Source organism: Paenibacillus amylolyticus (genome assembly GCF_051136285.1).
GTDB lineage: Bacteria > Bacillota > Bacilli > Paenibacillales > Paenibacillaceae > Paenibacillus > Paenibacillus amylolyticus_F.
In genome coordinates this window covers 2,526,345-2,548,364 of record NZ_CP194938.1, presented here as the reverse complement: position 1 = coordinate 2,548,364, position 22,020 = coordinate 2,526,345, and the positions used below count along the sequence as shown (strand labels likewise).

The following is a 22,020-nucleotide window of genomic DNA, read 5'->3' as shown; positions in this document are numbered from 1 at the left end:
TGTGCCATGCATCCTGCTTCTACACAGAGGAACAGAGATGAGTCGAGTCCAATCTTATCTAAGGGAAAGGTGGAACTATGAAGAAAACATTGAAAACGAAATCGAGAGGCCAGAAGCTGCTGCGTAAAGGTGTAAAACAAATGATGGCAGCTGCGCTGCTTGCAGCGGGGATTTTCCCTGGCATGTCTCCAGGTGTGACACAGGCAGCGGAGGCGCATGTGAACAATCCGTTTGTTGGCGCCACGGCTTATCTCAATGAGGACTACTCTGCACTGGTGGATAGCTCTATTGCCATTACCAGTGATACTTCGCTGAAAGCGAAGATGGAAACGGTGAAATCTTACCCTACAGCGGTATGGATTGACCGTATTGCAGCCATCTACGGCGGGGCCGAGAACGCTGGCCGCAAGAGCGTGGAAGAACATCTGGATGCAGTGCTCGCTCAGAAGAAGCCAGGTGTACCTATTACAGCGTCTTTCGTTATCTACAACTTGCCGGGTCGGGACTGCCATGCCCTTGCATCTAACGGGGAGCTTCCTTTAACCCAGGCAGCATTGCAGACGTATAAAACGGATTACATTGACGTAATTGCAGATATTTTTGCTGATCCAAAATACCAGGACATTCGCATTATCGCTGTTATTGAGCCGGATAGTCTGCCTAACCTGGTAACCAACCTCAGCACACCAGCTTGTGGTCAAGCGGCTTCAACGGGGATCTATGAAGCTGGTATTAAATATACGTTGGACAAGCTGCATGCCATTCCAAACGTATACAACTATCTGGATATCGGTCACTCCGGCTGGCTCGGGTGGGATAACAACCGTTCTGGAGCGGTAGCTCTGTATACCGATGTGGTAGGTGATACGCTGGGAGGACTGAGCAGTGCGGACGGATTTATTACCAATACAGCCAATACAACACCGCTCTCTGAACCAAACTTGTCCAACCCGGATCTGAATATCGGTGGACAACCAATCCGTTCAGCCAAGTTCTATGAATGGAATCCGTACTTTGACGAAACCGATTTCACAGCAAAGTTGTATTCTGATTTCGTACAAGCAGGATGGCCAGCGAGCACAGGTTTCCTCATTGATACCAGCCGTAACGGATGGGGCGGGGTGAATCGTCCTTCCACAGCTACGGGTAGCAACATCAATGATTATGTGAACTCCGGTCGTGTAGATCGCCGGGAGCACCGGGGTAACTGGTGTAATGCGAGCGGAGCGGGTATCGGGGAAGCACCAAAGGCTGCTCCAGGACCTGCACATCTGGATGCTTATGTATGGGTGAAACCTCCAGGTGAATCGGATGGTTCCAGTTCCGAAATTCCAAACAATGAGGGTAAGGGCTTCGACCGTATGTGTGATCCAACGTATACAACGAAAGATGGAGTACTGACAGGTGCACTGCCTAACGCGCCAGTATCAGGTCACTGGTTCCATGATCAGTTTGTAGCGTTGGTAAAGAACTCGTTCCCTGTACTTTCTGAGAATGGTGGAGGCAACCCTCCAGGCGGAAACACTGCACCGGCAGCTCCTGCTACGGTAACAGCCGCAGCTGGCAATGCTCAAGTGACATTGACATGGGCGGCTTCAACAGGTGCAACAAGTTATACGGTAAAACGTGCGCTGACGGCATCCGGTCCATTCGTAACGGTTGCTGCCAATGTTAGCGGAACAACTTACACGAACACTGGATTGATGAATGGTACAACGTACTATTATGTCGTGACAGCAAGGAATGCAGCAGGTGAGAGTGTAAACTCCGCATCTACTATGGCGACACCGGCAGCAGTTGCAACAGCTCCTGCGGCACCAACTGCCTTGACAGCAACAGCTGGTAACGCACAGGTGAGCTTGTCATGGACAGCTTCGGCAGGTGCAACCAGTTACAATGTGAAACGTGCACTGACAGCAGCAGGCCCATTCACGACGGTAGCCTCCAATGTAACTGCAACGTCGTATACCAACATTTCGCTGACAAATGGCACAACCTATTATTATGTGGTAAGTGCGGTGAACGCAGCAGGACAAAGTGCTAATTCGACTGTAGCTTCTGCGAAACCAGCGGCTGTGGTTGTACCAACAAGTGATCTGGTGGTGCAATATCATGCAGGGGATACCAATGCAACGGATAACCAGATCAGACCGTTGTTCAACATCAAAAACCTGGGCAGCACCGCAGTGAATCTGAGCGATCTGAAACTTCGTTATTATTTCACCAAAGAAGGTACAGCGGCAATGGATTCTTCCATTGACTGGGCCGTGGTTGGCGCAGCTAACATCGAGCGTACCTTTGGGGATGGATATGTCGAGCTGAGCTTCAAGTCCGGCGCAGGAAGCATTGCTGCTGGCGGGCAGTCTGGAGATATTCAGCTTCGCATGTTCAAAACGGACTGGTCCAACTTTGACGAGAGCAATGACTATTCCTATGATCCAACCAAAACGTCTTATCAAGATTGGAATAAAGTCACACTTTATCAAGGCGGTAGCCTTGTATGGGGAATTGAGCCTTAATATGATACATTTGGTATTAAGGTAGGTGTGAGTCTACGCACAACCTATCAAAACAGGGCTGTTTCTTGGTCATCCATTGACCGGGGGCAGCTCTGTTTTTGTCTATCGATCACAGGGAAGCTTATTTGGCGAAAAAGAGGCATGAATACATTCTAACGATCCGTATCGACGCTATTGTGATGAATTTCGGTGATTTTAATGTGATTTGCCTTGTTTGGAGGGAAATAAGGTTACTGGTGATCGTTAGAATTCAAAAGTGGCTTAAAACGCCTGAATAAGCTCCGTGGAGATGATACACTGAATATTGATCGTTTTGGACGGATATTTGCCTATGGTTAGGCAGCGAGGATGTCTATAATAGTACCCGATGGATGGTAACTCTTGCTAAGAAGTGAGTACATAGAGTGGAAGGGGGCTGGAGAAAGAAGTACGTCAGGCAAACTGGATTCTCTTTTGAATTTCAATTTTGTAAGCGTAACCATTTTTCCCCTGATGTATGAACCAGACCAGACCATCAACATGTTCTTGTAGAAGTATCAATATCCATTCTAACCAGGGAGAGTGAAGGTTGATGAACTTAAAATCAATACAAGGTACCTCTACTAAATTTAGCAGTAGCCAACGGGCCAAACGACCACACATGCCTCTTGGAGCCAAAGTACTGTCCTCTGCACTCAGTTTGGCTTTGATTCTTAGTGGAACCGCCGGAATCAGCGGAGCCGATGCTTCCCAATCTCAATCCACATCACAGGGGAGTGGTGCTATGGAAGTGGAGATGCATGCGAAAGACAAGGGGGACAGTCACGGAAAGGGCATTCAACTGGAGAAGCTGGATCGCGGGTTGGTAGCGGCTTCGACGTCGGAAGGTGTATTTCTAAGCTGGAGATTACTTGGGGATGAGGCAACAGGGTACAGTGACAAAGGGCTGACCGGGACGGATTTCAATGTGTATCGGGATGGCAAAAAGATTGCAACGGTCACAGACAGCACCAACTATGTGGACAGTACAGGCATGACATCTTCTCGTTACGAAGTTGCCGCCGTGAATAGCAAAGGCAAAGAAAGCAAACGCAGCTCAACCGTCAAGCCTTGGGCAAACGGTTATGTTGATATTCCTTTGCAAAAGCCAGCTGACGGTGTAACGCCTGCGGGTGAAGTATACACCTACAGTGCCAATGACATGAGTGTCGGTGATGTGGATGGAGACGGTCAGTACGAGTTTTTTGTAAAATGGGACCCATCCAACGCCAAGGACGTATCGCAAAAAGGATACACGGGTAACACTTACGTCGATTGTTATACGCTGGATGGACAACTGTTGTACCGAATCGATCTCGGGGTTAACATTCGTGCGGGAGCGCATTATACGCAGATGCTTGTCTATGATTTTGATGGAGATGGCAAGGCTGAACTGATGTTCAAGACCGCTCCGGGTACGCAAATCATCAAATACAACAAAAAGGGCAAACCAACCTCGCAGAAGTACATTACATTGCCGAAGGAAGACCGCAAGGCAGGGGTGACACACGAAGACGACTATCGCCTCAGTGCAGAGGGGTACTACAATCATGTGGTTGATATGTTCCGGAACTGGCATAAACACGAAGAGGTTGTGAAAGGAAACTGGCCTGCGACATTGGAAGAGGCGTTTGGGATCGAGAAGAAGTACAGCTATCCGTTATCCCAGCAGGATGCGGAAAGTCTGACCGACTATTTTATAGATGTATACGCACCGCAGCGAAGCGCTCGTAATGAACTTCGCAAGTTCGAAGGGTTTATTGTCGATGGGCCGGAGTATATTACCGTATTTGAAGGAAAGTCGGGAAAAGAATTGCAAACCGTCCGCTATGAACCGAAACGTCATGATGACGGCCTGATGTGGGGCGATTATGCGATGGCGCGCATTGAACCGGCAAACCGGGTAGACCGTTTCCTGGCGGGTGTTGCGTATCTGGACGGCAAGAAACCGTCTGCGATTTTTGCACGCGGATATTATACTCGTTCCACCATGGCAGCTTACAACTGGGATGGCAAAAAGCTGAAAAAGGAATGGTGCGTGGATAGTGGCTGGACACCGATGAAAAATCCGTTTAACGACGGGCCGCACGGTGTAGATGGCACAGATCCGCAGTATGGTTCGATTACAACGCAGGGGGCGCACTATTTCAGTGTGGCTGATGTGGACGGTGACGGCAAACACGAGATTATTTACGGCTCCGCGACAATTGACCACGATGGCAGTGTGCTGTACAGTTCTACAGATGTGATGCCGCCTGAGAGTGCTGCACCAGGAACAATTGCCCGTCTGGGCCACGGGGATGCGCTGCATGTCGCGGATATTGACCCGGATCGCCCGGGACTGGAGATATTTATGGTGCATGAGGGCGGACCTTGGGCGCCGTACGGATATTCCCTGCGTGATGCGAAGACCGGAGAAGTGATTTATGGCGGATACACGGGTAAAGATACCGGACGGGGTATGGTCGGAGATGTGGATCCAACCCGGCGCGGGCTGGAGACATGGGCTGTCGGATTATGGACGGCACAGGGTGAAAAAATAAGTGATCAGGCGCCCGGAACCAATATGAGCATTCGCTGGGCTGCCGACATGACTACCCAAATCGTAGACGGGGCCATCGATGTCACCCCTACGATCAAAGACTGGAAACGCGGCACGTTACTGACCGCGACGGGAACCCTAACCAATAACCATACCAAAGGTACACCTTCGCTAGTCGCAGATGTATTCGGAGACTGGCGTGAAGAGATGTTTGTGCGTACGGCGGATAGTTCAGCCATCCGTATCTATCTAAGCACCGAGAAGACAGACCGCAAGCTGTATACGCTGACGCATGATGCGATGTACCGTGTAGGTATTGCCGGACAGAACAGCGGGTATAACCAGCCTTCCTATCCATCCTTCTACATGGCATCTGATATCGATTGGTCGAAGGTAATGCTGCCGAATTTCTATACGCCGGGAAAAGGCAAAGGAAATAATTAAGCTTAGATTGACCACCAGAAGAAGCTCTGGGATTCTCTCCTGTGTAATGTTAATGGAGGGACATTCCAGAGCTTTTTTGATGTGTATGGTTCGATACTTTTTAAATAATATATTACATACCACATTACATGTTACGTTACATAGTACGTTAAACAGTACGGTAAATTACTTCTCCACGTCTTCGATCAAGTGAGTTGCGGAAGCGAATGATTCCAGCGTATATTGACCATCCTGAACCAATAGCTTGGTGATGGAGCACTCGGGAACGAGGCGTTTCTGCTCAATCAAGAAATCAGGGTGCCATCTGTTCAGTTCTTGCTCGGAAAAGGTCTGCACCAGAAAATCGGTAATCAGCCCGCCATGTGTAGCCAAAACAATATGACTGCCGGGTGGCGCCTGCGTAGCCAGTTCGCCAAGCAAAGTGGCCAGCCGTGTGCCCGCCTGTTTTGCGGAATCACCGACATGTGGAATGAACTCTGGATCTGCTGTACACTGATCCCATAAGGCGACGAATTGTTCAAAAGTCTGCTCCGGATCATCGCCCCAATTCGCACGTTCGCGCAAGCGTGCATCTTCTGCAACGTCGGACCCGGTAAGGGCAGCAATCGCTTCGGCGGTTTCTTGCGCTCGGCGAAGTGGACTCGCGACGATCCGGTGGATGGGATATGGAGCGTTTGCGAAATGCCGGGCGGTCAATTGAGCTTGCCGGCTACCTTCGGAAGTGAGTGGAACGTCGCCAATATCACTTTTTTTGACACCATGTCTGACCAGATAAAAGGTTGTACTCATGACATGAAATCTCCTTTAACGATAGATTTGGAGCTGACAGGATGATGATTATATAATAGTAGCCTATAGGGAACTGACTGAACTTCCCTATCATGACGAGAACATGAATAGTGTATATGTACTTTAACACCACTGCAATACGTTCAGGTGCCATCTGATCTATCAACGATTATCTAAATAAGACTCGGAGGTCATGAAGATGAAAAAATTGTTTTTGTCCGCTTCTTTTGAAGAGACATCAAGCTTGTTGAACACACTGGGAGAGACGTTAGCAGGGAGAACCGTCACCTTTATTCCGACTGCTGCTGTACCCGAACCATATGATGCTTATGTACATGCGGGTAGACAGGCGCTTGAGAAATACGGACTTATCGTAGAAGAATTAGAAGTATCCACGGCAACTTCTGAAGAGATATCAACGAAACTGCAACGAAGTGACCTGATCTACGTGTCGGGTGGCAACACCTTTTTTCTATTACAGGAGCTTCGCAGAAGTGGAGCAGAGAAGTACATACAAGCTCACATTCAGGCAGGGAAAATATATATTGGGGAGTCAGCAGGTTCCATCATCCTCGCCCCTGATATTGCCTATGTGAAGGCCATGGATGATTGCGCGGTAGCACCAGACTTGTCCAGTTACGAAGGACTACATTCTATTGATTTCTACCCCGTACCGCATGTGGGCTGTCCCCCATTTGTAGAGTCGGCAGCACAAGTTATGGATGAGTATCAGTCGATATTATCTCTTGTGCCTATAACGAACTCCCAAGTCATTGTTATGGATGGAGATCAGTACCAAATCATTGAAATTTGACGTGATCCTTAATGATGTTTATTCCAAAATAAAGCGAATCGGCCGCACTCCATAAGCGCTTGAAGGGAGGTTATAAGGATGGGGATGGATCAGACACAATCCTTTTCAGGCAGTCTTTTTCAGGAACGCCTTCGGACAGAAGACTGGGGCCCGCGTTTTTTCGCTTATTATTACAAACAATGGCATGATTATCAGATGGCCTATCACACCCATGATTCCACGGAAATTATGTACATCATTACGGGCATGTGCAGGGTGGACGTGATGATGGCAGACGGAAGTTCAGAACAGGCGGTGTTGAAAAAAGGGCAGTTCATCCTGCTGGATGCAGGGGTTCCTCATCGCCTGTTAGTCCAGGATGGTGTGCCGTGCCGGATGCTTAATGTGGAATTCGGTTTTGCACACACTACATCTGGACAACTTACTTTAAGGCAGCTCGCGCTGGAGGAGGAGGCAGTTCATACTTTTTTGACCCATGCCATGCCTTACCTCGTATTGCCTGACCCGGAAGAAGTGTATCACACGATGAAAAGTCTGGTGCTTGAACTGGATCAGCGCGGTCTGATGGAGCAGCGTACCCTTCATCGTGAAGCCCGAAATCTGACCTCCCTGGGGCAGGGAACGCTGGTGCGTACGCTTTTTATCCAGTTACTCGTCCGGATTGCAAGGCTGCGAGGGGAGATGGAACGAAGCACACTGGATCAGACAGAGCTGTATGTAAAACGTACGATTGAATTCATGCATCACAATATGGACCGCAATATTCAGATGAAGGATATCGCGGCCGCAGTTAATTTACATCCAGGATATTTGCACCGCATTTTCCGTAATTATATGCAGTGGACACCGACCGATTATCTGACGATGCTGCGGATGGAGAAGGCTAAGATGTTGTTACAACAGACCAATATTCCGATCTCCGAAATTTCAGACTATGTGGGTGTGGGGAGTCGGCAGTATTTTCATATGCTTTTCAAAAAGTATACGGGTAAGACACCTGTAGCCTTCCGTGGTGCGATGGAAAAGCATGTTAGTCAGTACCCTGCAAGCAGTGAGAAGGAATTGTCGGATCATTGAAGGGAACAGATATAACAATGAGCGATGCATAAAGCTTTGAGTGTTAGGCTGTACCCTTAGGTGTTCCATTACCTGAAGAAGTTAGGATTTTTGACACCTTACTCGGAAACAGGTCATGATTTTGATAACGTTATCTATCCCTCCATTGCTACAATGGAACCATGAAGCAAGTCATTAACTGAAGCCGGAAGGTTCGGATTGCGGGAGGACATGTACATGTCGTTTAAAGTGGCGTTTATTGGGGCGGGAAGCATTGGATTTACAAGAGGATTGTTGCGTGACCTGCTCACCGTACCGGAATTCAATAACATTGAGATCGCATTCTGTGATATTAATCAACATAATCTGGACATGGTAACCGAGCTTTGCCAGCGGGATATCCGCGAGAATGGATTAGGATTAAATATTCAGATTCAACCCACAACTAATCGAAGAGAAGCTTTGAAAGATGCGAAGTATGTCCTGTGTACGATTCGTGTAGGGGGACTGGAAGCTTTTGCAACCGATGTTGATATTCCGCTGAAATACGGGGTGGATCAGTGTGTTGGGGATACGCTGTGTGCAGGCGGCATTATGTATGGACAGCGCGGGATTGCCGAGATGCTGGACATTTGCAAAGATATTCGCGAACAGAGTGCGCCGGATGTATTACTCCTGAACTACTCCAATCCAATGGCGATGATGACATGGGCGTGCAACAAGTACGGTGGTGTGCGGACGATCGGTCTGTGTCACGGGGTTCAGCATGGACATCAACAGATTGCGGAAGTGTACGGATTGCAAAAGAGTGAAGTGGATATTGTATGTGCAGGCATCAATCATCAAACGTGGTACATTCAGGCGTCGCATGAGGGCAAGGATCTTACGGGCGACTTGCTTGAAGCTTTTGAGAAGCACCCGGAGTATAGCCGCACCGAGAAGGTACGGATTGATATGCTGCGGCGTTTTGGATATTACAGTACCGAATCGAATGGTCATTTGAGTGAATATGTGCCATGGTATCGCAAACGTCCTGAAGAAATCAATGACTGGATTGACATGGAAAGCTGGATTAACGGGGAAACAGGTGGATATCTGCGCGTGTGCACCGAGGGACGCAACTGGTTCGAGACAGATTTTCCGAACTGGATGAGGGATGACCCGATGCAGTATATACCGGAGAAACGTGGCGAAGAGCACGGCTCCTATATCATAGAAAGTCTGGAGACGGGACGTGTGTATCGTGGTCATTTTAACACGGTGAACAATGGAATAATCTCAAACCTGCCGGATGATGCCATCATTGAAGCGCCGGGTTATGTGGATCGCAACGGCATCTCCATGCCACACATCGGCGATCTGCCACTCGGTCCAGCAGCGGTATGTAACGTAAGCATATCCGTGCAGCGCCTTGCGGTGGAGGCGGCCGTGCATGGGGACGATAACCTGCTGCGCCAGGCTTTTATGATGGACCCGCTGGTGGGTGCGGTCTGCAATCCGAAGGAAATCTGGCAGATGGTCGATGAGATGCTGCTCGCGCAGGCACAGTGGCTGCCGCAGTACAGTGAAGCTATCGCAGCTGCAGAAGCGAGACTTGCTACGGGGGATCTGATTCCAACCAAGGCGTACGAAGGCGCCGCGCGTCTTAAGGTCAAAACGGTAGAAGAGATGCAGCAAGACCGGGAAGCCGCCAACAAAAATGCGGGCGAGTCCGATAAAGGCAAGGATCGCGAGAAGGTACAGCAGTAGATGGAGGAAAGATGTACAATAACAAAATATAAACGGGCCCTCTCCAGTATTGGAGGGGCCTTGTTTGCTTCTATTTCGACTCAACGAACATGAACCACAAACGTAAAAGAAGTATCGCCTAGGCTGATCTGTGAATCTTGAGGTGAAGACCAGCGGACAAATGCACTGTAATAATGTGTCCCTGGTTTCTTGGGAAGTTGGAAGGTCCCATCCGTAGAAGTAATGGATTGATTGCTCTTGTCCACATATTCAGAAATACTTATCTCATCCGGGGGGATACCTATACCCATATCTATGGATATAGCCTCACCGACAGGAACTTGGACGGGACTGTTGTCTTCAAAATTTAGGCTAGCGTAATCAGCGCAGGTGCCTCCCCAACAATAACTGCCCTGTATAGCGGGAATAGAGATGCCGCTTTCGCTCTGAATAGTTGGCGTAGGCAGTTTCTGAGGTAAGTTGGACTCCGATTCCTGAACCTGTTCTAATCCCATTTCGATTTCATTTGTAGCATGACTTGGAGTAGGATTACAGCCAGATAATATCAGCATAGTTGAAAGAAATACCAATGTGGCCAATGTTCTTATCATATTGAATAATTTTATTTTATCCACCTCCCTAATATCTTCCAGACGAAAAGCAAGAGAGGAATGTTGCGAATGTTGCTCGGTACGAAGCGTATTTACCATGCGTTACATATTACCTTTACAGACATAGTAATATGTCTTATAGTATATGCAGGATGGAAGAAAGTCGGTGAAACACACAGATGGATGTACAAGTGATTAACAGTGATCTGATTCGGGGCAATATTGATCCCATTATTTTGAGTGTGCTTATTCCGTCAGATAACTATGGATACGGCATTATTAAGGAAATATATCGCAAAAGCGGAGAGCAGTTTGAACTCAAGGAACCTACATTGTATTCCAGTCTGAAACGGCTGGAGAAGAGTGGGTACGTGGAGTCCTATTGGGGAGAAGAAACGCAGGGTGGAAGGCGGAAGTACTACCGGATTTCCAGCCAGGGACGTGAAATTTATCAATTACAGGTTCAAGCTTGGCATGCAGCCAAAACATTAATCGATTGCATGATTGCCACCAGTGAAGAAGGAGATGAACAAGGATGACGCTCGAAAGACGGATTAATCGACATCTGGATGGTTTATTTGCAGGTGCACAGGATACACTGGAGCATCGGGAGTTGAAAGAAGAAATTCGCAGCAACCTCGTCGCACGAATAGATGATTATCTGGCCGAAGGAATGAGCGAGGAGCAGGCTTTCCAGACAGCGATACAGCATATTGATGGTATGGAACAATTCATGATTGATTACCGGCATGTGAAACGAGTTCCTTACTGGACAGCACTGTGGCAATCTACGTTGATCTACAGCCTGATTGCCTGGATTGTTACGATTCCTACACGAGTGATGTTGGGCGGTGCTGCTCTGAACAATCTGCTTTTGATCATTAGTTTGATCGTGGGCATAGCTTATGTATTTTATTTGGTAAGCAACAGGGAGAATGGATCTTCCGATACGGAAAAGACCACACGGATTCGTGTGTTAGTGTTGAAGCAGTGGCAACGCAGAGCATGGTGGCTGTGGACAGCCGTTGTGCTTGCGCTTTGGGGTACACAAGCGGCTTTACGATTTGGAAGCAATATCTGGTTTAACCGACCTATTCAGGTGAATGGACCTTATCAACTCGCTGTCCTTTTGATGGCTTTTGTGCTACCGCTACTTAGTATCCTTATTCCTCTGGTCGTACACCGGGCATACCGGATCGTTAGTAAATATGAAGTGAGTGATGGCGTATGAAAGGAAAAAATCTGTGGATCGTTTCCCTATTTATCATCGGGTTGCTCAGTCTTGTCGTGGTGGAAGGTTTCATTAATCCCAAAATTGCGGCAGATCAGCGTCGATATGAAGCCGAGCAGAATAGTCCGCTGACGCATGATTTTACCGCCTTGGCCCAATATCGGAATGCGTACATGGGGAATTTCTCCAATCTAAGTCATCTGAATCAGAAACTGCCTTTACATGAGCGATTGGATGGCTATCAGCTGTTTCCTGAGACATTCACGGCTCAGATTAATTACAGTTTGAATACAGATGAGATGGATGAAGTGCAGTTTGAGCGAATACTTGTGTATAACGCCCTTGCGAACTTTGTGTTAATTGATAATCTGGAGCAGGTTGTCTACCAATTCAAGGACACACAGATTGTGTTTGAACGCAAGCTCGCACAGCGCTGGGCTGGAACCGAACTTAAAACGCTGCAAAAGGCGGAGCGTTGGGATTCTGTCGTACGCCAGAAGCTGGTAGAACCGGCTGAGGTGCGGGCTTCATTTTCACACATTGTTGACAACTCTGAGGGATAAATTCACCGGAATATGGGCAAGATACTCGACTCTTCTCTCATGCTATGTTATTATAAGTCTCTGATAACGTGGTAACGAACTAAAGCGTTTGGGCTTGGACATAGACATGGAGGGGTTCTAGAGATGAGAAAGAAAGCAATTCTACTATTATTCATCAGCATATGTATGATCATTATGGCGGGGTGTTCCAGCTCGGCAAGTAAAGACGAGAATACGATCATTGTAGGAATCGATGATAAGTTTGCTCCAATGGGATTCCGGGATGAGAAGAATGAAATTGTCGGGTTTGATATTGATTATGCCCGTGCAGCAGCGGAGAAAATGGGTAAAAAGGTGACTTTCCAGCCAATCGACTGGTCTTCCAAAGAGTCAGAGCTGAACAGCGGCCGGATCGATATGATCTGGAACGGATACACCATTACGGACGAGCGCAAAGAGAAAGTGCTTTTCACCAAGCCTTATCTGGAAAACAGTCAGGTTGCGATTACACTCGCAGACTCCCCGATTACCAAGCTGGATGAGCTTGACGGGAAAAATGTAGGATTACAGGCACTGTCCTCAGCGGCAGATGCGCTGGCGGCAAGTCCTCTGAAGGATAAAGTGAAAGCATCCGAATTCAAAGATAATGTACTTGCCCTGACAGACTTGAAAACCAAACGTCTGGATGCCGTCATCATCGATGAAGTGGTTGCAAGATATTATATGTCAAAGGAAGAAGGAACCTTCAAACTGCTGGATGAATCACTGGCGCCAGAGCAATATGGCATCGGGATCAAAAAAGGCAATGAAGAGCTTCTGAAGCAGCTGCAGAAAGCACTGGATGAGCTGAATGCAGATGGCACAGCAGCGAAAATCTCTACCCAATGGCTGGGTGAAGACAAGGTTTTGAAGTAGGAATTGAGAGTAAGAAGTAAGAAGTAAGAAGTAAGAAATAAGGGACAAGTTATGAAAAAAATGATCGTTGATCATTTTGAAATGAATTTGTGAATTTGGAATGAGACAGGTGGAATCCACCTGATATATAACGATGTGAGCTGTTCTCGTATGTAGAGATAACACTCACGAAAACAGTGACCCCGTATTCCACGCTGGAGCGACAAGCTTCCGAGGAATGCGGGGTTAACAGATTAGAGGAGACTTAATATGAGTTGGGACTATCTATTGACCATTTTAAAACCGATGCTTGAGGGTGCACAGACAACGATCATTATGTTTTTGGTTGCAATCATCTTGTCGGTACCCCTTGGATTTGTGATCACACTTGCGATGAAAAGTAGGTTTAAACCTTTGGCGTGGATTGCCCACATGTACGTTTATGTGATGCGTGGGACACCATTGCTTTTGCAAATTTTGTTTTTCTGCTTTGGATTGCCGTTGCTGCCGGTCATTGGAGAGTACCTGGTGTTTGAACGAATCGTAGCTGCGGGAATAGCTTTTGTGTTGAACTACGCAGCGTATTTCGCAGAAATCTTCCGGGGTGGATTATTGTCCATTGATAAAGGTCAGCATGAAGCGGCCAAAGTGCTAGGCCTGACGAAGTGGCAGGCGATGACGAAAATCATCATTCCACAGATGGTTCGGGTGGTACTGCCGGCCACAGCGAATGAGGCAATTACGCTTGTTAAGGATACGGCATTGCTCTACGCTGTAGCTGTACCCGAGTTGCTCTATTATGCGCAAGCCGCAGTGAATCGTGATTTGCAACTCATTCCATTTTTCGTAGCGGCGATTATGTATTTGCTTATGACTCTGGTGCTTACCTTGTTATTCAAGGTTCTGGAGAAGCGCTTTTCGTATGAATAAATCAAATCTGTTCAATCAAAGGACTGTCTGCATATGACCTATAGCATAGAAGTAAATCAGTTGAAAAAATCATTTGGCTCACTGGATGTGCTGAAACAGGTATCTTTTAACGTGGCGCCAGGGGAAGTCATTGCGGTCATCGGGCCTTCGGGTTCGGGGAAAAGCACAATGCTGCGCAGCTTGGTCCACTTGGAGGATATTACGGGCGGAACGATTCGCATACAGGATCAGTCGCTGGTGGATGATGGTCGGTACGTAGGTGCTGCCGAGATTCGGAAGATTACGGATCGTATGGGCATGGTGTTTCAGCATTTTAACTTGTTCCCGCATCTGACTGTACAGGCTAACCTGGAGCTCGCACCGAAGACGTTGAAAAAAGAGAGCACCAAGGCGATTCGCAGCCGCAGCATGGAATTGCTCGCCAAAGTTGGACTGTCGGACAAGGCCGATGTTTATCCGGCCAACTTATCCGGTGGACAGAAGCAGCGCGTAGCGATTGCCCGCGCCCTGATGATGCAGCCGGATATCCTGCTCTTCGATGAGCCAACCTCAGCCCTTGACCCGGAACTGACGGGAGAAGTGCTTCGCGTCATCAAGCAACTGGCACAGGAAAACATGACGATGATGATTGTAACGCATGAGATGAGCTTTGCCCGGGATGTTGCGGATCGTGTCTTCTTTATGGACAATGGCGAGATTGCCGAGCAAGGCCCGCCTGAACAAATCTTTGGCGCACCACAGCTTGCACGTACCCAGACGTTTCTGCAGCGAGTCGATCTGGAAGGCTAAAGGTGGAGGGGGATTGAAAACAGGTAGACAGGTGCGAATGCCAAGCTCCCATGAAATCTCTGGGGGATTCGCACCTGAGATTAGACCGCGATTTGATACCTTTTGGCAAAGTATCTTGGATATAGTATAGGTTCTATATTAAGGTGAAGCTAATTAATAGATGAATTAAACGAGAACACGTAATAAAGTATACACTCTATGCTTTTATTACGTGTTTTTTCGCTGTCGCACTCCGTATGGGGTGCGTGGATTGAAATACGTCAGTGGAGATTAAAGAGAACAGTATTACAAGTCGCACTCTGTATGGAGTGTGTGGATTCAAGTCTCAGGGATTTTCCGAGTTCCACTTGCATCTAACACTCTAACGATCACACAGAACCTTATTTTATCATTTCAGCGAGCTTTGAAAATCTAACGATCACCACAAGCGCTATTTGGGCTGAAATCCTCAAAATGTAGCGTAAATCGGTGAATTCCAAGTAAATAAGGTTTCTGGTGATCGTTAGATTTTTGAAATGACTAGAAAGGGTTAAATAGCGTCGCTGGTGATCGTTAGAATGAATGGAGTCTGAACTGGCCCACACTGATGCTCATTATAAAACTAGTGTTAAGTTAACATGGGTGGTCATTCTCAAATTTAGTGGGTATCTGTGGGAGGGACACGCTGCTATCTTTTTAAAAATCGTTAATATATTATTGTTTTCTAATAATTGGAAGTGATTTTCCCCTTTTATCGTTTATAATGTGATAACACTCAATAAGAGGGAGGATTCACATTGAATCAACCAAATTACAACAATGTTGATCGTTATTATAGCGACACATTGCCGCCATCACCTTATGTAGCACCGTCAAAAACGAATTCCAAGTCGATTGTATCACTCGTTCTGGGGATACTTTCAATTACTATTCCGTACCTGGGGTTTCTGATCGGTATCGTAGCTATCATCTTTGCTTCGCTTGCGTTTAAAGAGATTCGGATGCGTATGGAACAAGGTAAAGGGTTGGCCATTGCGGGGCTCGTATGCGGTATCATCGGAACAGCAATTTATGCCATTATCATTTTGCTTGCGTTACTTGCTGCTCTCCTGTTTGCAAGTGCAGATATGTCTTATACATACTAGGTCACCGATAAAAATTAAAAGCAATTAGAGACATTTTATTATTGCAAAATCAAGTTAAATCAAGTTAGTAATAGAGGTTATTATTCAAAATAAGGCACACTCAAATAAAACACATTCAAAAAAAGGCATATCCTTATGTCAGACCCGCTATTATTTCAGCGAGCCAGACCAGGGATATGCCTTTTGATTGTATAGCAGGACTATACGTAAAATGTTTATACATAAGCTAACGGTCGCTTAAGCCTGAAATACAGCTTCACTGCTAAGATTTTCGTTTTCAACCGTTCCACGTCTCAGGAAATACGTTAACGTACCGACCAGGCCAAGAACGGCAAAGATACACAGAATACCGATCTGATCCCAGGCGACGCCAAATTGTCCGCTGGAGATCACCGCTTTGTATCCCGTTACGGAGTAAGTCATTGGTAGCCATGGGTTGAACACTTTCAGCCAGTTCGGAATAAGTTCCAGTGGGAACGTTCCTGCGCTGGTGGTGAGCTGGAAGATCAACAGTAGGATGGCAATAAACCGTCCCGGATTCTCCAACCAAGTCACCAGTGCCTGAATGATATACATAAAGCTCAGACTCGTCACAAAACTGAACAAAAGGAATAACGGCACACTCTGTACCTTCAGACCAAGGCCGTATAAAACGAGTCCAGAAGCGAGTAACGATTGAACACCGCTCATTATGGTGAAGGCAAGAGTTTTGCTGACAAATCGATTCCATCCACTTGCATCACTCACACTGCTGCCACGTGTTGGCACAACCAGCGTTGCAATCAACGCACCGACAAATAAGCCGAGTGAGAGAAAATAAGGCGAGAAACCTGTACCGTAGTTAGGTACTTCGTTTAGTTTGTGTTCTTCGACATGAACAGGTTCGGCATACATCGTAACCAATTCATCGGTCTTTTTGACACTGCTTGTTTGATCAGCTGCGTCATTTAATTTGGTGGCAAGTTCACCAGAACCATCGGTTAATTTAAATGTACTTTCTTTGAGCTTACCTGCGCCATCAGCCAGTTTATGAGAACCGTCCGTAAGGGTGGAGACTCCGCCTTCTAACTTATTCACACCAGATAACAATTTACCTGCACCAGCGTTCAGATGTTCTGAACCTGCTGCAAGTTTGGCACTACCAGTGGCGGCTTCATTTAATTTGGCGTTGAATTGGTTGAGCCCGTCAGTGAGTTTTTTTTGTCCTCCAGATAACTGTGCTGCGCCTTGCACTAGTTGTTGTTCGCCTTGAACTAACTGGCTACTGCCTTGATGCAATTGTTGTTGTGCGGCTTGCAGTTGCTGGCTTCCGGCAACAAGTTGCTGTCCGCCTTGATACACCTGTTCACTGCCTGCGGCTACAGCCTGACTTGCCGCGAGAAGCTGTTGAACAGCAGGGCTCGCTGCCAGTTCAGGACTGGACTTCGCTAATTGAGCCAGGCCTTGAGCGACCGCTTTGGCGCCTTCGCTGACTTTGCCGCTGCCTTCAACGGAAGTTTGCAGCCCGGCAGTCAGCTTGGTACTGCCTTGTTCAGTAGCTGCGAGCCCGGCGTCCAGTTTGGACGCGCCTTCCTGCGTAGCTTGGATACCGGCATGCAGCTGTTTGCTGCCAGCTGCGGCCTGTGTTGCGCCGTCACCCAACTTGGTGCCGGCGGCAGCCAATTGAGCGAGTCCACTAGATAGTGTGCTCGCACCAGTGTGAAGTTCACCTGTGCCTTTGGCAAGGGTAGCTGTACCTTCTTTTAACGAAACGGCGCCGGTTTGCAGCTTGCCTGCACCGTCAGCCAGTTTCGTCAGGTTTTCTTTTAACGTAGCCGCCCCATTATCCAGTTTGCTTGCCCCATCATGAATTTTACCTGCGCCATCTCCGGCATTCGCCAAACCGTCCGAGATTTTCTCGACCTTATCCAGCAACGTTTCGGTATATGATTCTGTGACTTTGGCAGAGACTTTGGAGCGAATCTGTTTGACCGCCGTACCGCCGATCTGACCCGCAAGGAAGTTGTAACCTTCGTTGGGTTCGTAGATCAGCTCTGCCGGAGCGGGATGTTCGTCCATCAGTGTGGTTGCTTTGGTAGAAAAGTCCTCTGGAATGACGATGGTCATATAATATTTGTTGTCTTTCATACCTTGTTCTGCCTGTTCGCGAGTGACGAACTGCCAGTTGAAATCATTGCTTTTTTTCAGCTCATCGACCAGATTCTGACCGACTTCAAGCGATTTGTCATTATAAACTGCACCCCGATCCGTGTTGACCACGGCTACAGGTAATTCATTCATTTTGCCATATGGGTCCCAGAAGGCGTTCAGGAACAGTCCGCTATATAACACGGGAATGAACAGCACAACGAGAATTGGAATCCATACTTTTGGTTTCTTGAAGGCGGATTTCAGATCCTGCCCAAATACACGAAATGATTTCATGATGTTCTCTCCCTATCTTACGCTTATCCCTTGTTTCTATATTTAGTATGGTATGTGTGCGTCTGCGGGCATTTCTCTAGGTGGGAGATAATCCGTTCTGGAGAAAGAGGCCGACAAAAGTTTTGATCTGATCTTTGTGAAGAGTAGGATGCGTTTTGTTCCAATCGGATGTCAGGCTGACGTACAGCTTCAGTAACACAAACGAAACCAGCTTGGGATCGTCCGTCCGAATCTGCCGTAATTCCATGGCCCGGCTAACCTGACGCTCGAGGTATTCGAGGATGGCTTTCTCTACCTTTTGCAAACCTTCCTTTGCTTGCGGTGTCCCAAACTCGTTTACCTCCTGAAAAAGCTTGATTAACAGCTCATGTTCCTCCCGGTATTCGAGCAAAGAGTCCATACTCTGATGCACGTTATCCAGAAAAGAGTTCTCATCCTTCACCGTCTGCTCCGTAATCTGTTTCATGTCTGCAATAATGGAGCGCAGGATCTCATCAAACAATTCTTCTTTGTTCTCGAAAAAGGTATAGATCGTGCCTTTGCCCACATTGGCCAGTCTCGCCACTTGCTCCATCGTTGTGGCTTTGTAGCCAAACAGGGCAAAGGATTTCTCGGCAGAGTCCATCACTTGTTGCCTTCGATCTATCGTTTTCACGGCGATACACCTCCTTGGGGTCTGACATGTGTAATGGGTGAAGATGGTGAAACACAAGAAGCAGTGTGAAGCAGTAGAACGGTTGAAAATGATGAAGCAACTTGAAGCAATGGTGACAGGTTTTGAAAAAAGATAAAACTAACTTTGCGATTGACCATTTTACTGTATTGGTCAGTTGGTCGTTATTTAATGTAGCACTTGTGTATGAGGTTGGATGTGATCTATGTCATAGTTTGGAAAGTGGGCGTTGTGATGGTGTGGGTCGGGAGAAGGTGGAAGAGTAGAGAAAGGGGGGAGACTTATAAAGGATAGAAGAAGGGAGAAGTACATAGAAACGTTGGAAGATTAAGTAGAGGCAGAAAGTGACTTATGCGGGTGCGAATGTGAAGCTCACATGAAAACCCTGGGGGATTCGCACCTCGAAAGCAGTGGAAATAGGGTATATTGATGCCTTTTGGCAACAATATGCTGGAAAAAGATTGAATTCGTTGGCGGGAACACATAGAATAGTAGTGTAAAAACGTAGCTTTGTGACGTTTAGGTATGTACTAAACGTGTTTTCTTGCTGTCGCACTCTGTATGGAGTGCGTGGATTGAAATCAGATCTACGAGAAAACTCAGCTTGAGACATTTTAGTCGCACTCTGTATGGAGTGCGTGGATTGAAATCGCTAGCGGTACGTGCCATGCTGGAGACGTTGCGTCGCACTCTGTATGGAGTGCGTGGATTGAAATCTCTTGTTCCTGCTGTTCCAATTCATCCAGTTCCGTCGCACTCTGTATGGAGTGCGTGGATTGAAATATAAGAACACAAACGAAGGAGACAATTTATTTAGGTCGCACTCTGTATGGAGTGCGTGGATTGAAATAGGAGATGGCAGCGGGGCTAGTTCTGGCAATCGAACGTCGCACTCTGTATGGAGTGCGTGGATTGAAATATCCTCGATGATCTCGCCGTTCTTATCCACGGCAGTCGCACTCTGTATGGAGTGCGTGGATTGAAATTACTCCAAGCACTTCTGCCATCTTTTCAATCACACGTCGCACTCTGTATGGAGTGCGTGGATTGAAATTCGTTACCTTTATCAATCAAACTTGAAATAGGACGTCGCACTCTGTATGGAGTGCGTGGATTGAAATCCCAATGGGCTGGACGGACGTGGAATAGAGTCGTGTCGCACTCTGTATGGAGTGCGTGGATTGAAATCAAATTATTTTGTTGGAGCATCAAGAAGAGTCGAGTCGCACTCTGTATGGAGTGCGTGGATTGAAATGTTTTCATTCATGAGATTTTTCATATACATTTCGGTCGCACTCTGTATGGAGTGCGTGGATTGAAATTAGCTCTCGTAATCAAGAAGAAGCGCGGCAAGAACGTCGCACTCTGTATGGAGTGCGTGGATTGAAATGGGAAGCTAATGCTGATGCAGCGTTAATAAAAGAGCGTCGCACTCTGTATGGAGTGCGTGGATTGAAATCTCCTTAATTTGCGCGGCTAAATATGTCCTTAGGTCGCACTCTGTATGGAGTGCGTGGATTGAAATCTTATTGATATCTACCGATCCCCAAACTTGCTGTCGTCGCACTCTGTATGGAGTGCGTGGATTGAAATTGAAAAAGGGATTAAGGTATTTGACGACATATCAGGTCGCACTCTGTATGGAGTGCGTGGATTGAAATGGTGCCTCTACGCTAAATATGCGTTGAATTTTCAAGTCGCACTCTGTATGGAGTGCGTGGATTGAAATTGGATTATCCACCGGACGACTAGCCCACCCATAAAGTCGCACTCTGTATGGAGTGCGTGGATTGAAATAAAGTACGTAGTTGTTGAACGCTGTGTGGTTGACGTCGCACTCTGTATGGAGTGCGTGGATTGAAATTAACCCGGTATCAGAAGAAAACTCCAAATCCACGGTCGCACTCTGTATGGAGTGCGTGGATTGAAATAACTTGGAAGGGTTGAAGCCGGAAACAACATATAGTCGCACTCTGTATGGAGTGCGTGGATTGAAATAGCGTAGTGATAAAAGCCATTTCCGAAGTGGTCAAGTCGCACTCTGTATGGAGTGCGTGGATTGAAATGTGTATCAACTGATGAACAAGCTGACAAGGGAAACGTCGCACTCTGTATGGAGTGCGTGGATTGAAATCCTGACCACCAATGCTGTTCTACGTTCCTCCAGCAGGTCGCACTCTGTATGGAGTGCGTGGATTGAAATTGTCCAGATCAATGTATCCTGATCGAATGCCCGGTCGCACTCTGTATGGAGTGCGTGGATTGAAATTATCATACAGTTTTATGGGACAGTCGGCGTTGAGTCGCACTCTGTATGGAGTGCGTGGATTGAAATCCTCTGCCGCACCCCGATAACCCTGATCCGTTCGGTCGCACTCCGTATGGAGTGCGTGGATTGAAATCATAGAGAGTAGTCGGTATCAAAATGAGCAATCGGCTACTCACTCAGAGCAATCAATCAGTAGGTTTACTATTTTTAGGGTTTGAGGAAGATACACCGGACGCGATCCACTCGTCCACATGTTGATAAACGTAAGCAAAACAAAAGCACTTACTATCCGATATGAAGCTTTCCTCCAAAACCTAACAACGTACAACAAAAAAATGAAATGGGAATCCAGGTTGTCGAGTATATGAAAACACAGCCGCAAGATATTAATAATTATACTTGTGACGCTATTGATCGGACGTTTAAGGATTTTGTTAAAAGATACAAAACTAACGACAAGGTAAAAATATTCCTCATTGGTTCGCTACTACCATTGTTAACAAGCAATTTGAAGTGGAACAAGATGATGCACGTACCGATGAAGCTAGACGTGAAGAAGAGAGATTTCAATGGAGATTAGAGCGTTACAAAAATATTAGTCAGCAATGGGCGGCAGCCACTTC

General features: G+C 47.1%; 16 protein-coding genes and 1 CRISPR repeat array. Of the genes, 12 read left to right on the top strand and 4 right to left on the bottom strand.

The window, feature by feature from the left end; translation table 11 throughout:
- Positions 1 to 77: 77 nt before the first annotated feature.
- Positions 78 to 2,519, top strand: a complete 2,442-nt coding sequence (locus tag ACR8BL_RS11310) for a glycoside hydrolase family 6 protein (protein WP_434756677.1) — start codon at positions 78 to 80, stop codon at positions 2,517 to 2,519.
- Between the two features lie 640 nt (positions 2,520 to 3,159).
- The gene (locus tag ACR8BL_RS11305) at positions 3,160 to 5,523 is read left to right on the top strand and encodes a rhamnogalacturonan lyase (RefSeq protein WP_434753093.1); all 2,364 of its coding nucleotides are present in this window, start codon (positions 3,160 to 3,162) and stop codon (positions 5,521 to 5,523) included.
- A 165-nt stretch (positions 5,524 to 5,688) separates the two neighbouring features.
- On the opposite strand, the gene ACR8BL_RS11300 is transcribed toward ACR8BL_RS11305, so the two are convergent.
- Positions 5,689 to 6,312 carry a histidine phosphatase family protein gene (locus tag ACR8BL_RS11300; RefSeq protein ID WP_434752692.1) on the bottom strand — a complete coding sequence of 208 codons (624 nt, stop codon included), beginning with the start codon at positions 6,310 to 6,312 and terminating at the stop codon, positions 5,689 to 5,691.
- 199 nt (positions 6,313 to 6,511) lie between these two features.
- Between ACR8BL_RS11300 and ACR8BL_RS11295 the strand changes: the two genes are divergently transcribed.
- The 3 genes from ACR8BL_RS11295 to ACR8BL_RS11285 all read left to right on the top strand — a co-directional run bounded on the left by ACR8BL_RS11295 (position 6,512) and on the right by ACR8BL_RS11285 (position 9,931).
- Positions 6,512 to 7,126 (top strand): Type 1 glutamine amidotransferase-like domain-containing protein, encoded by a 615-nt coding sequence (locus ACR8BL_RS11295; protein WP_434752691.1) that lies wholly within the window; start codon positions 6,512 to 6,514, stop codon positions 7,124 to 7,126.
- 84 nt (positions 7,127 to 7,210) lie between these two features.
- A complete protein-coding gene (locus tag ACR8BL_RS11290) occupies positions 7,211 to 8,203 on the top strand; it encodes an AraC family transcriptional regulator (RefSeq protein ID WP_434753092.1) in 993 nt (330 codons plus the stop codon).
- Positions 8,204 to 8,419: 216 nt separating this feature from the next.
- Positions 8,420 to 9,931: an alpha-glucosidase/alpha-galactosidase gene (locus ACR8BL_RS11285; protein ID WP_434752690.1), complete on the top strand. Its 1,512-nt coding sequence runs from the start codon at positions 8,420 to 8,422 to the stop codon at positions 9,929 to 9,931.
- Positions 9,932 to 10,011: 80 nt separating this feature from the next.
- On the opposite strand, the gene ACR8BL_RS11280 is transcribed toward ACR8BL_RS11285, so the two are convergent.
- Positions 10,012 to 10,620, bottom strand: a complete 609-nt coding sequence (locus ACR8BL_RS11280) for a hypothetical protein (RefSeq protein WP_434752689.1) — start codon at positions 10,618 to 10,620, stop codon at positions 10,012 to 10,014.
- Positions 10,621 to 10,700: 80 nt separating this feature from the next.
- Between ACR8BL_RS11280 and ACR8BL_RS11275 the strand changes: the two genes are divergently transcribed.
- From ACR8BL_RS11275 to ACR8BL_RS11245, 7 genes are all read left to right on the top strand, one after another.
- Positions 10,701 to 11,060, top strand: a complete 360-nt coding sequence (locus ACR8BL_RS11275; RefSeq protein WP_434752688.1) for a PadR family transcriptional regulator — start codon at positions 10,701 to 10,703, stop codon at positions 11,058 to 11,060.
- Positions 11,057 to 11,752, top strand: coding sequence for a permease prefix domain 1-containing protein (locus ACR8BL_RS11270; RefSeq protein WP_434752687.1), 696 nt, complete (start codon positions 11,057 to 11,059; stop codon positions 11,750 to 11,752). Before ACR8BL_RS11275 ends, ACR8BL_RS11270 begins: the two co-directional genes overlap by 4 nt.
- On the top strand, positions 11,749 to 12,315 hold the full coding sequence (locus ACR8BL_RS11265; RefSeq protein WP_434752686.1) for a DUF4825 domain-containing protein: 567 nt from the start codon (positions 11,749 to 11,751) through the stop codon (positions 12,313 to 12,315). The genes ACR8BL_RS11270 and ACR8BL_RS11265 overlap by 4 nt, the downstream gene beginning before the upstream one ends.
- Before the next feature lie 123 nt (positions 12,316 to 12,438).
- Positions 12,439 to 13,209, top strand: coding sequence for an amino acid ABC transporter substrate-binding protein (locus ACR8BL_RS11260; protein WP_434752685.1), 771 nt, complete (start codon positions 12,439 to 12,441; stop codon positions 13,207 to 13,209).
- A 249-nt stretch (positions 13,210 to 13,458) separates the two neighbouring features.
- Positions 13,459 to 14,118 (top strand): amino acid ABC transporter permease, encoded by a 660-nt coding sequence (locus ACR8BL_RS11255; RefSeq protein ID WP_434752684.1) that lies wholly within the window; start codon positions 13,459 to 13,461, stop codon positions 14,116 to 14,118.
- Between the two features lie 33 nt (positions 14,119 to 14,151).
- Complete coding sequence (locus ACR8BL_RS11250) at positions 14,152 to 14,907, top strand: amino acid ABC transporter ATP-binding protein (protein WP_434752683.1); 756 nt, start codon at positions 14,152 to 14,154, stop codon at positions 14,905 to 14,907.
- A 776-nt stretch (positions 14,908 to 15,683) separates the two neighbouring features.
- Positions 15,684 to 16,031, top strand: a complete 348-nt coding sequence (locus ACR8BL_RS11245) for a DUF4190 domain-containing protein (RefSeq protein ID WP_434752682.1) — start codon at positions 15,684 to 15,686, stop codon at positions 16,029 to 16,031.
- 237 nt (positions 16,032 to 16,268) lie between these two features.
- On the opposite strand, the gene ACR8BL_RS11240 is transcribed toward ACR8BL_RS11245, so the two are convergent.
- Together ACR8BL_RS11240 and ACR8BL_RS11235 are read right to left on the bottom strand one after the other, a co-directional pair.
- Positions 16,269 to 18,455: a YhgE/Pip family protein gene (locus ACR8BL_RS11240; protein WP_434752681.1), complete on the bottom strand. Its 2,187-nt coding sequence runs from the start codon at positions 18,453 to 18,455 to the stop codon at positions 16,269 to 16,271.
- Between the two features lie 76 nt (positions 18,456 to 18,531).
- The gene (locus ACR8BL_RS11235; protein WP_434752680.1) at positions 18,532 to 19,110 is read right to left on the bottom strand and encodes a TetR/AcrR family transcriptional regulator; all 579 of its coding nucleotides are present in this window, start codon (positions 19,108 to 19,110) and stop codon (positions 18,532 to 18,534) included.
- 567 nt (positions 19,111 to 19,677) lie between these two features.
- Positions 19,678 to 21,530: direct repeats of the CRISPR family, unit length 33 nt; unit sequence GTCGCACTCTGTATGGAGTGCGTGGATTGAAAT.
- Between the last annotated feature and the right edge of the window lie 490 nt (positions 21,531 to 22,020).

Excerpts from the sequence above, each read along its gene's own strand:
- ACR8BL_RS11310 (WP_434756677.1), top strand. The coding sequence starts at position 78 with ATGAAGAAAACATTGAAAACGAAATCGAGAGGCCAGAAGCTGCTGCGT.
- ACR8BL_RS11305 (WP_434753093.1), top strand. The coding sequence starts at position 3,160 with ATGCCTCTTGGAGCCAAAGTACTGTCCTCTGCACTCAGTTTGGCTTTG.
- ACR8BL_RS11300 (WP_434752692.1), bottom strand. The coding sequence starts at position 6,312 with ATGAGTACAACCTTTTATCTGGTCAGACATGGTGTCAAAAAAAGTGAT.
- ACR8BL_RS11295 (WP_434752691.1), top strand. The coding sequence starts at position 6,512 with ATGAAAAAATTGTTTTTGTCCGCTTCTTTTGAAGAGACATCAAGCTTG.
- ACR8BL_RS11290 (WP_434753092.1), top strand. The coding sequence starts at position 7,211 with ATGGATCAGACACAATCCTTTTCAGGCAGTCTTTTTCAGGAACGCCTT.
- ACR8BL_RS11285 (WP_434752690.1), top strand. The coding sequence starts at position 8,420 with ATGTCGTTTAAAGTGGCGTTTATTGGGGCGGGAAGCATTGGATTTACA.
- ACR8BL_RS11280 (WP_434752689.1), bottom strand. The coding sequence starts at position 10,620 with ATGGTAAATACGCTTCGTACCGAGCAACATTCGCAACATTCCTCTCTT.
- ACR8BL_RS11275 (WP_434752688.1), top strand. The coding sequence starts at position 10,701 with ATGGATGTACAAGTGATTAACAGTGATCTGATTCGGGGCAATATTGAT.
- ACR8BL_RS11270 (WP_434752687.1), top strand. The coding sequence starts at position 11,057 with ATGACGCTCGAAAGACGGATTAATCGACATCTGGATGGTTTATTTGCA.
- ACR8BL_RS11265 (WP_434752686.1), top strand. The coding sequence starts at position 11,749 with ATGAAAGGAAAAAATCTGTGGATCGTTTCCCTATTTATCATCGGGTTG.
- ACR8BL_RS11260 (WP_434752685.1), top strand. The coding sequence starts at position 12,439 with ATGAGAAAGAAAGCAATTCTACTATTATTCATCAGCATATGTATGATC.
- ACR8BL_RS11255 (WP_434752684.1), top strand. The coding sequence starts at position 13,459 with ATGAGTTGGGACTATCTATTGACCATTTTAAAACCGATGCTTGAGGGT.
- ACR8BL_RS11250 (WP_434752683.1), top strand. The coding sequence starts at position 14,152 with ATGACCTATAGCATAGAAGTAAATCAGTTGAAAAAATCATTTGGCTCA.
- ACR8BL_RS11240 (WP_434752681.1), bottom strand. The coding sequence starts at position 18,455 with ATGAAATCATTTCGTGTATTTGGGCAGGATCTGAAATCCGCCTTCAAG.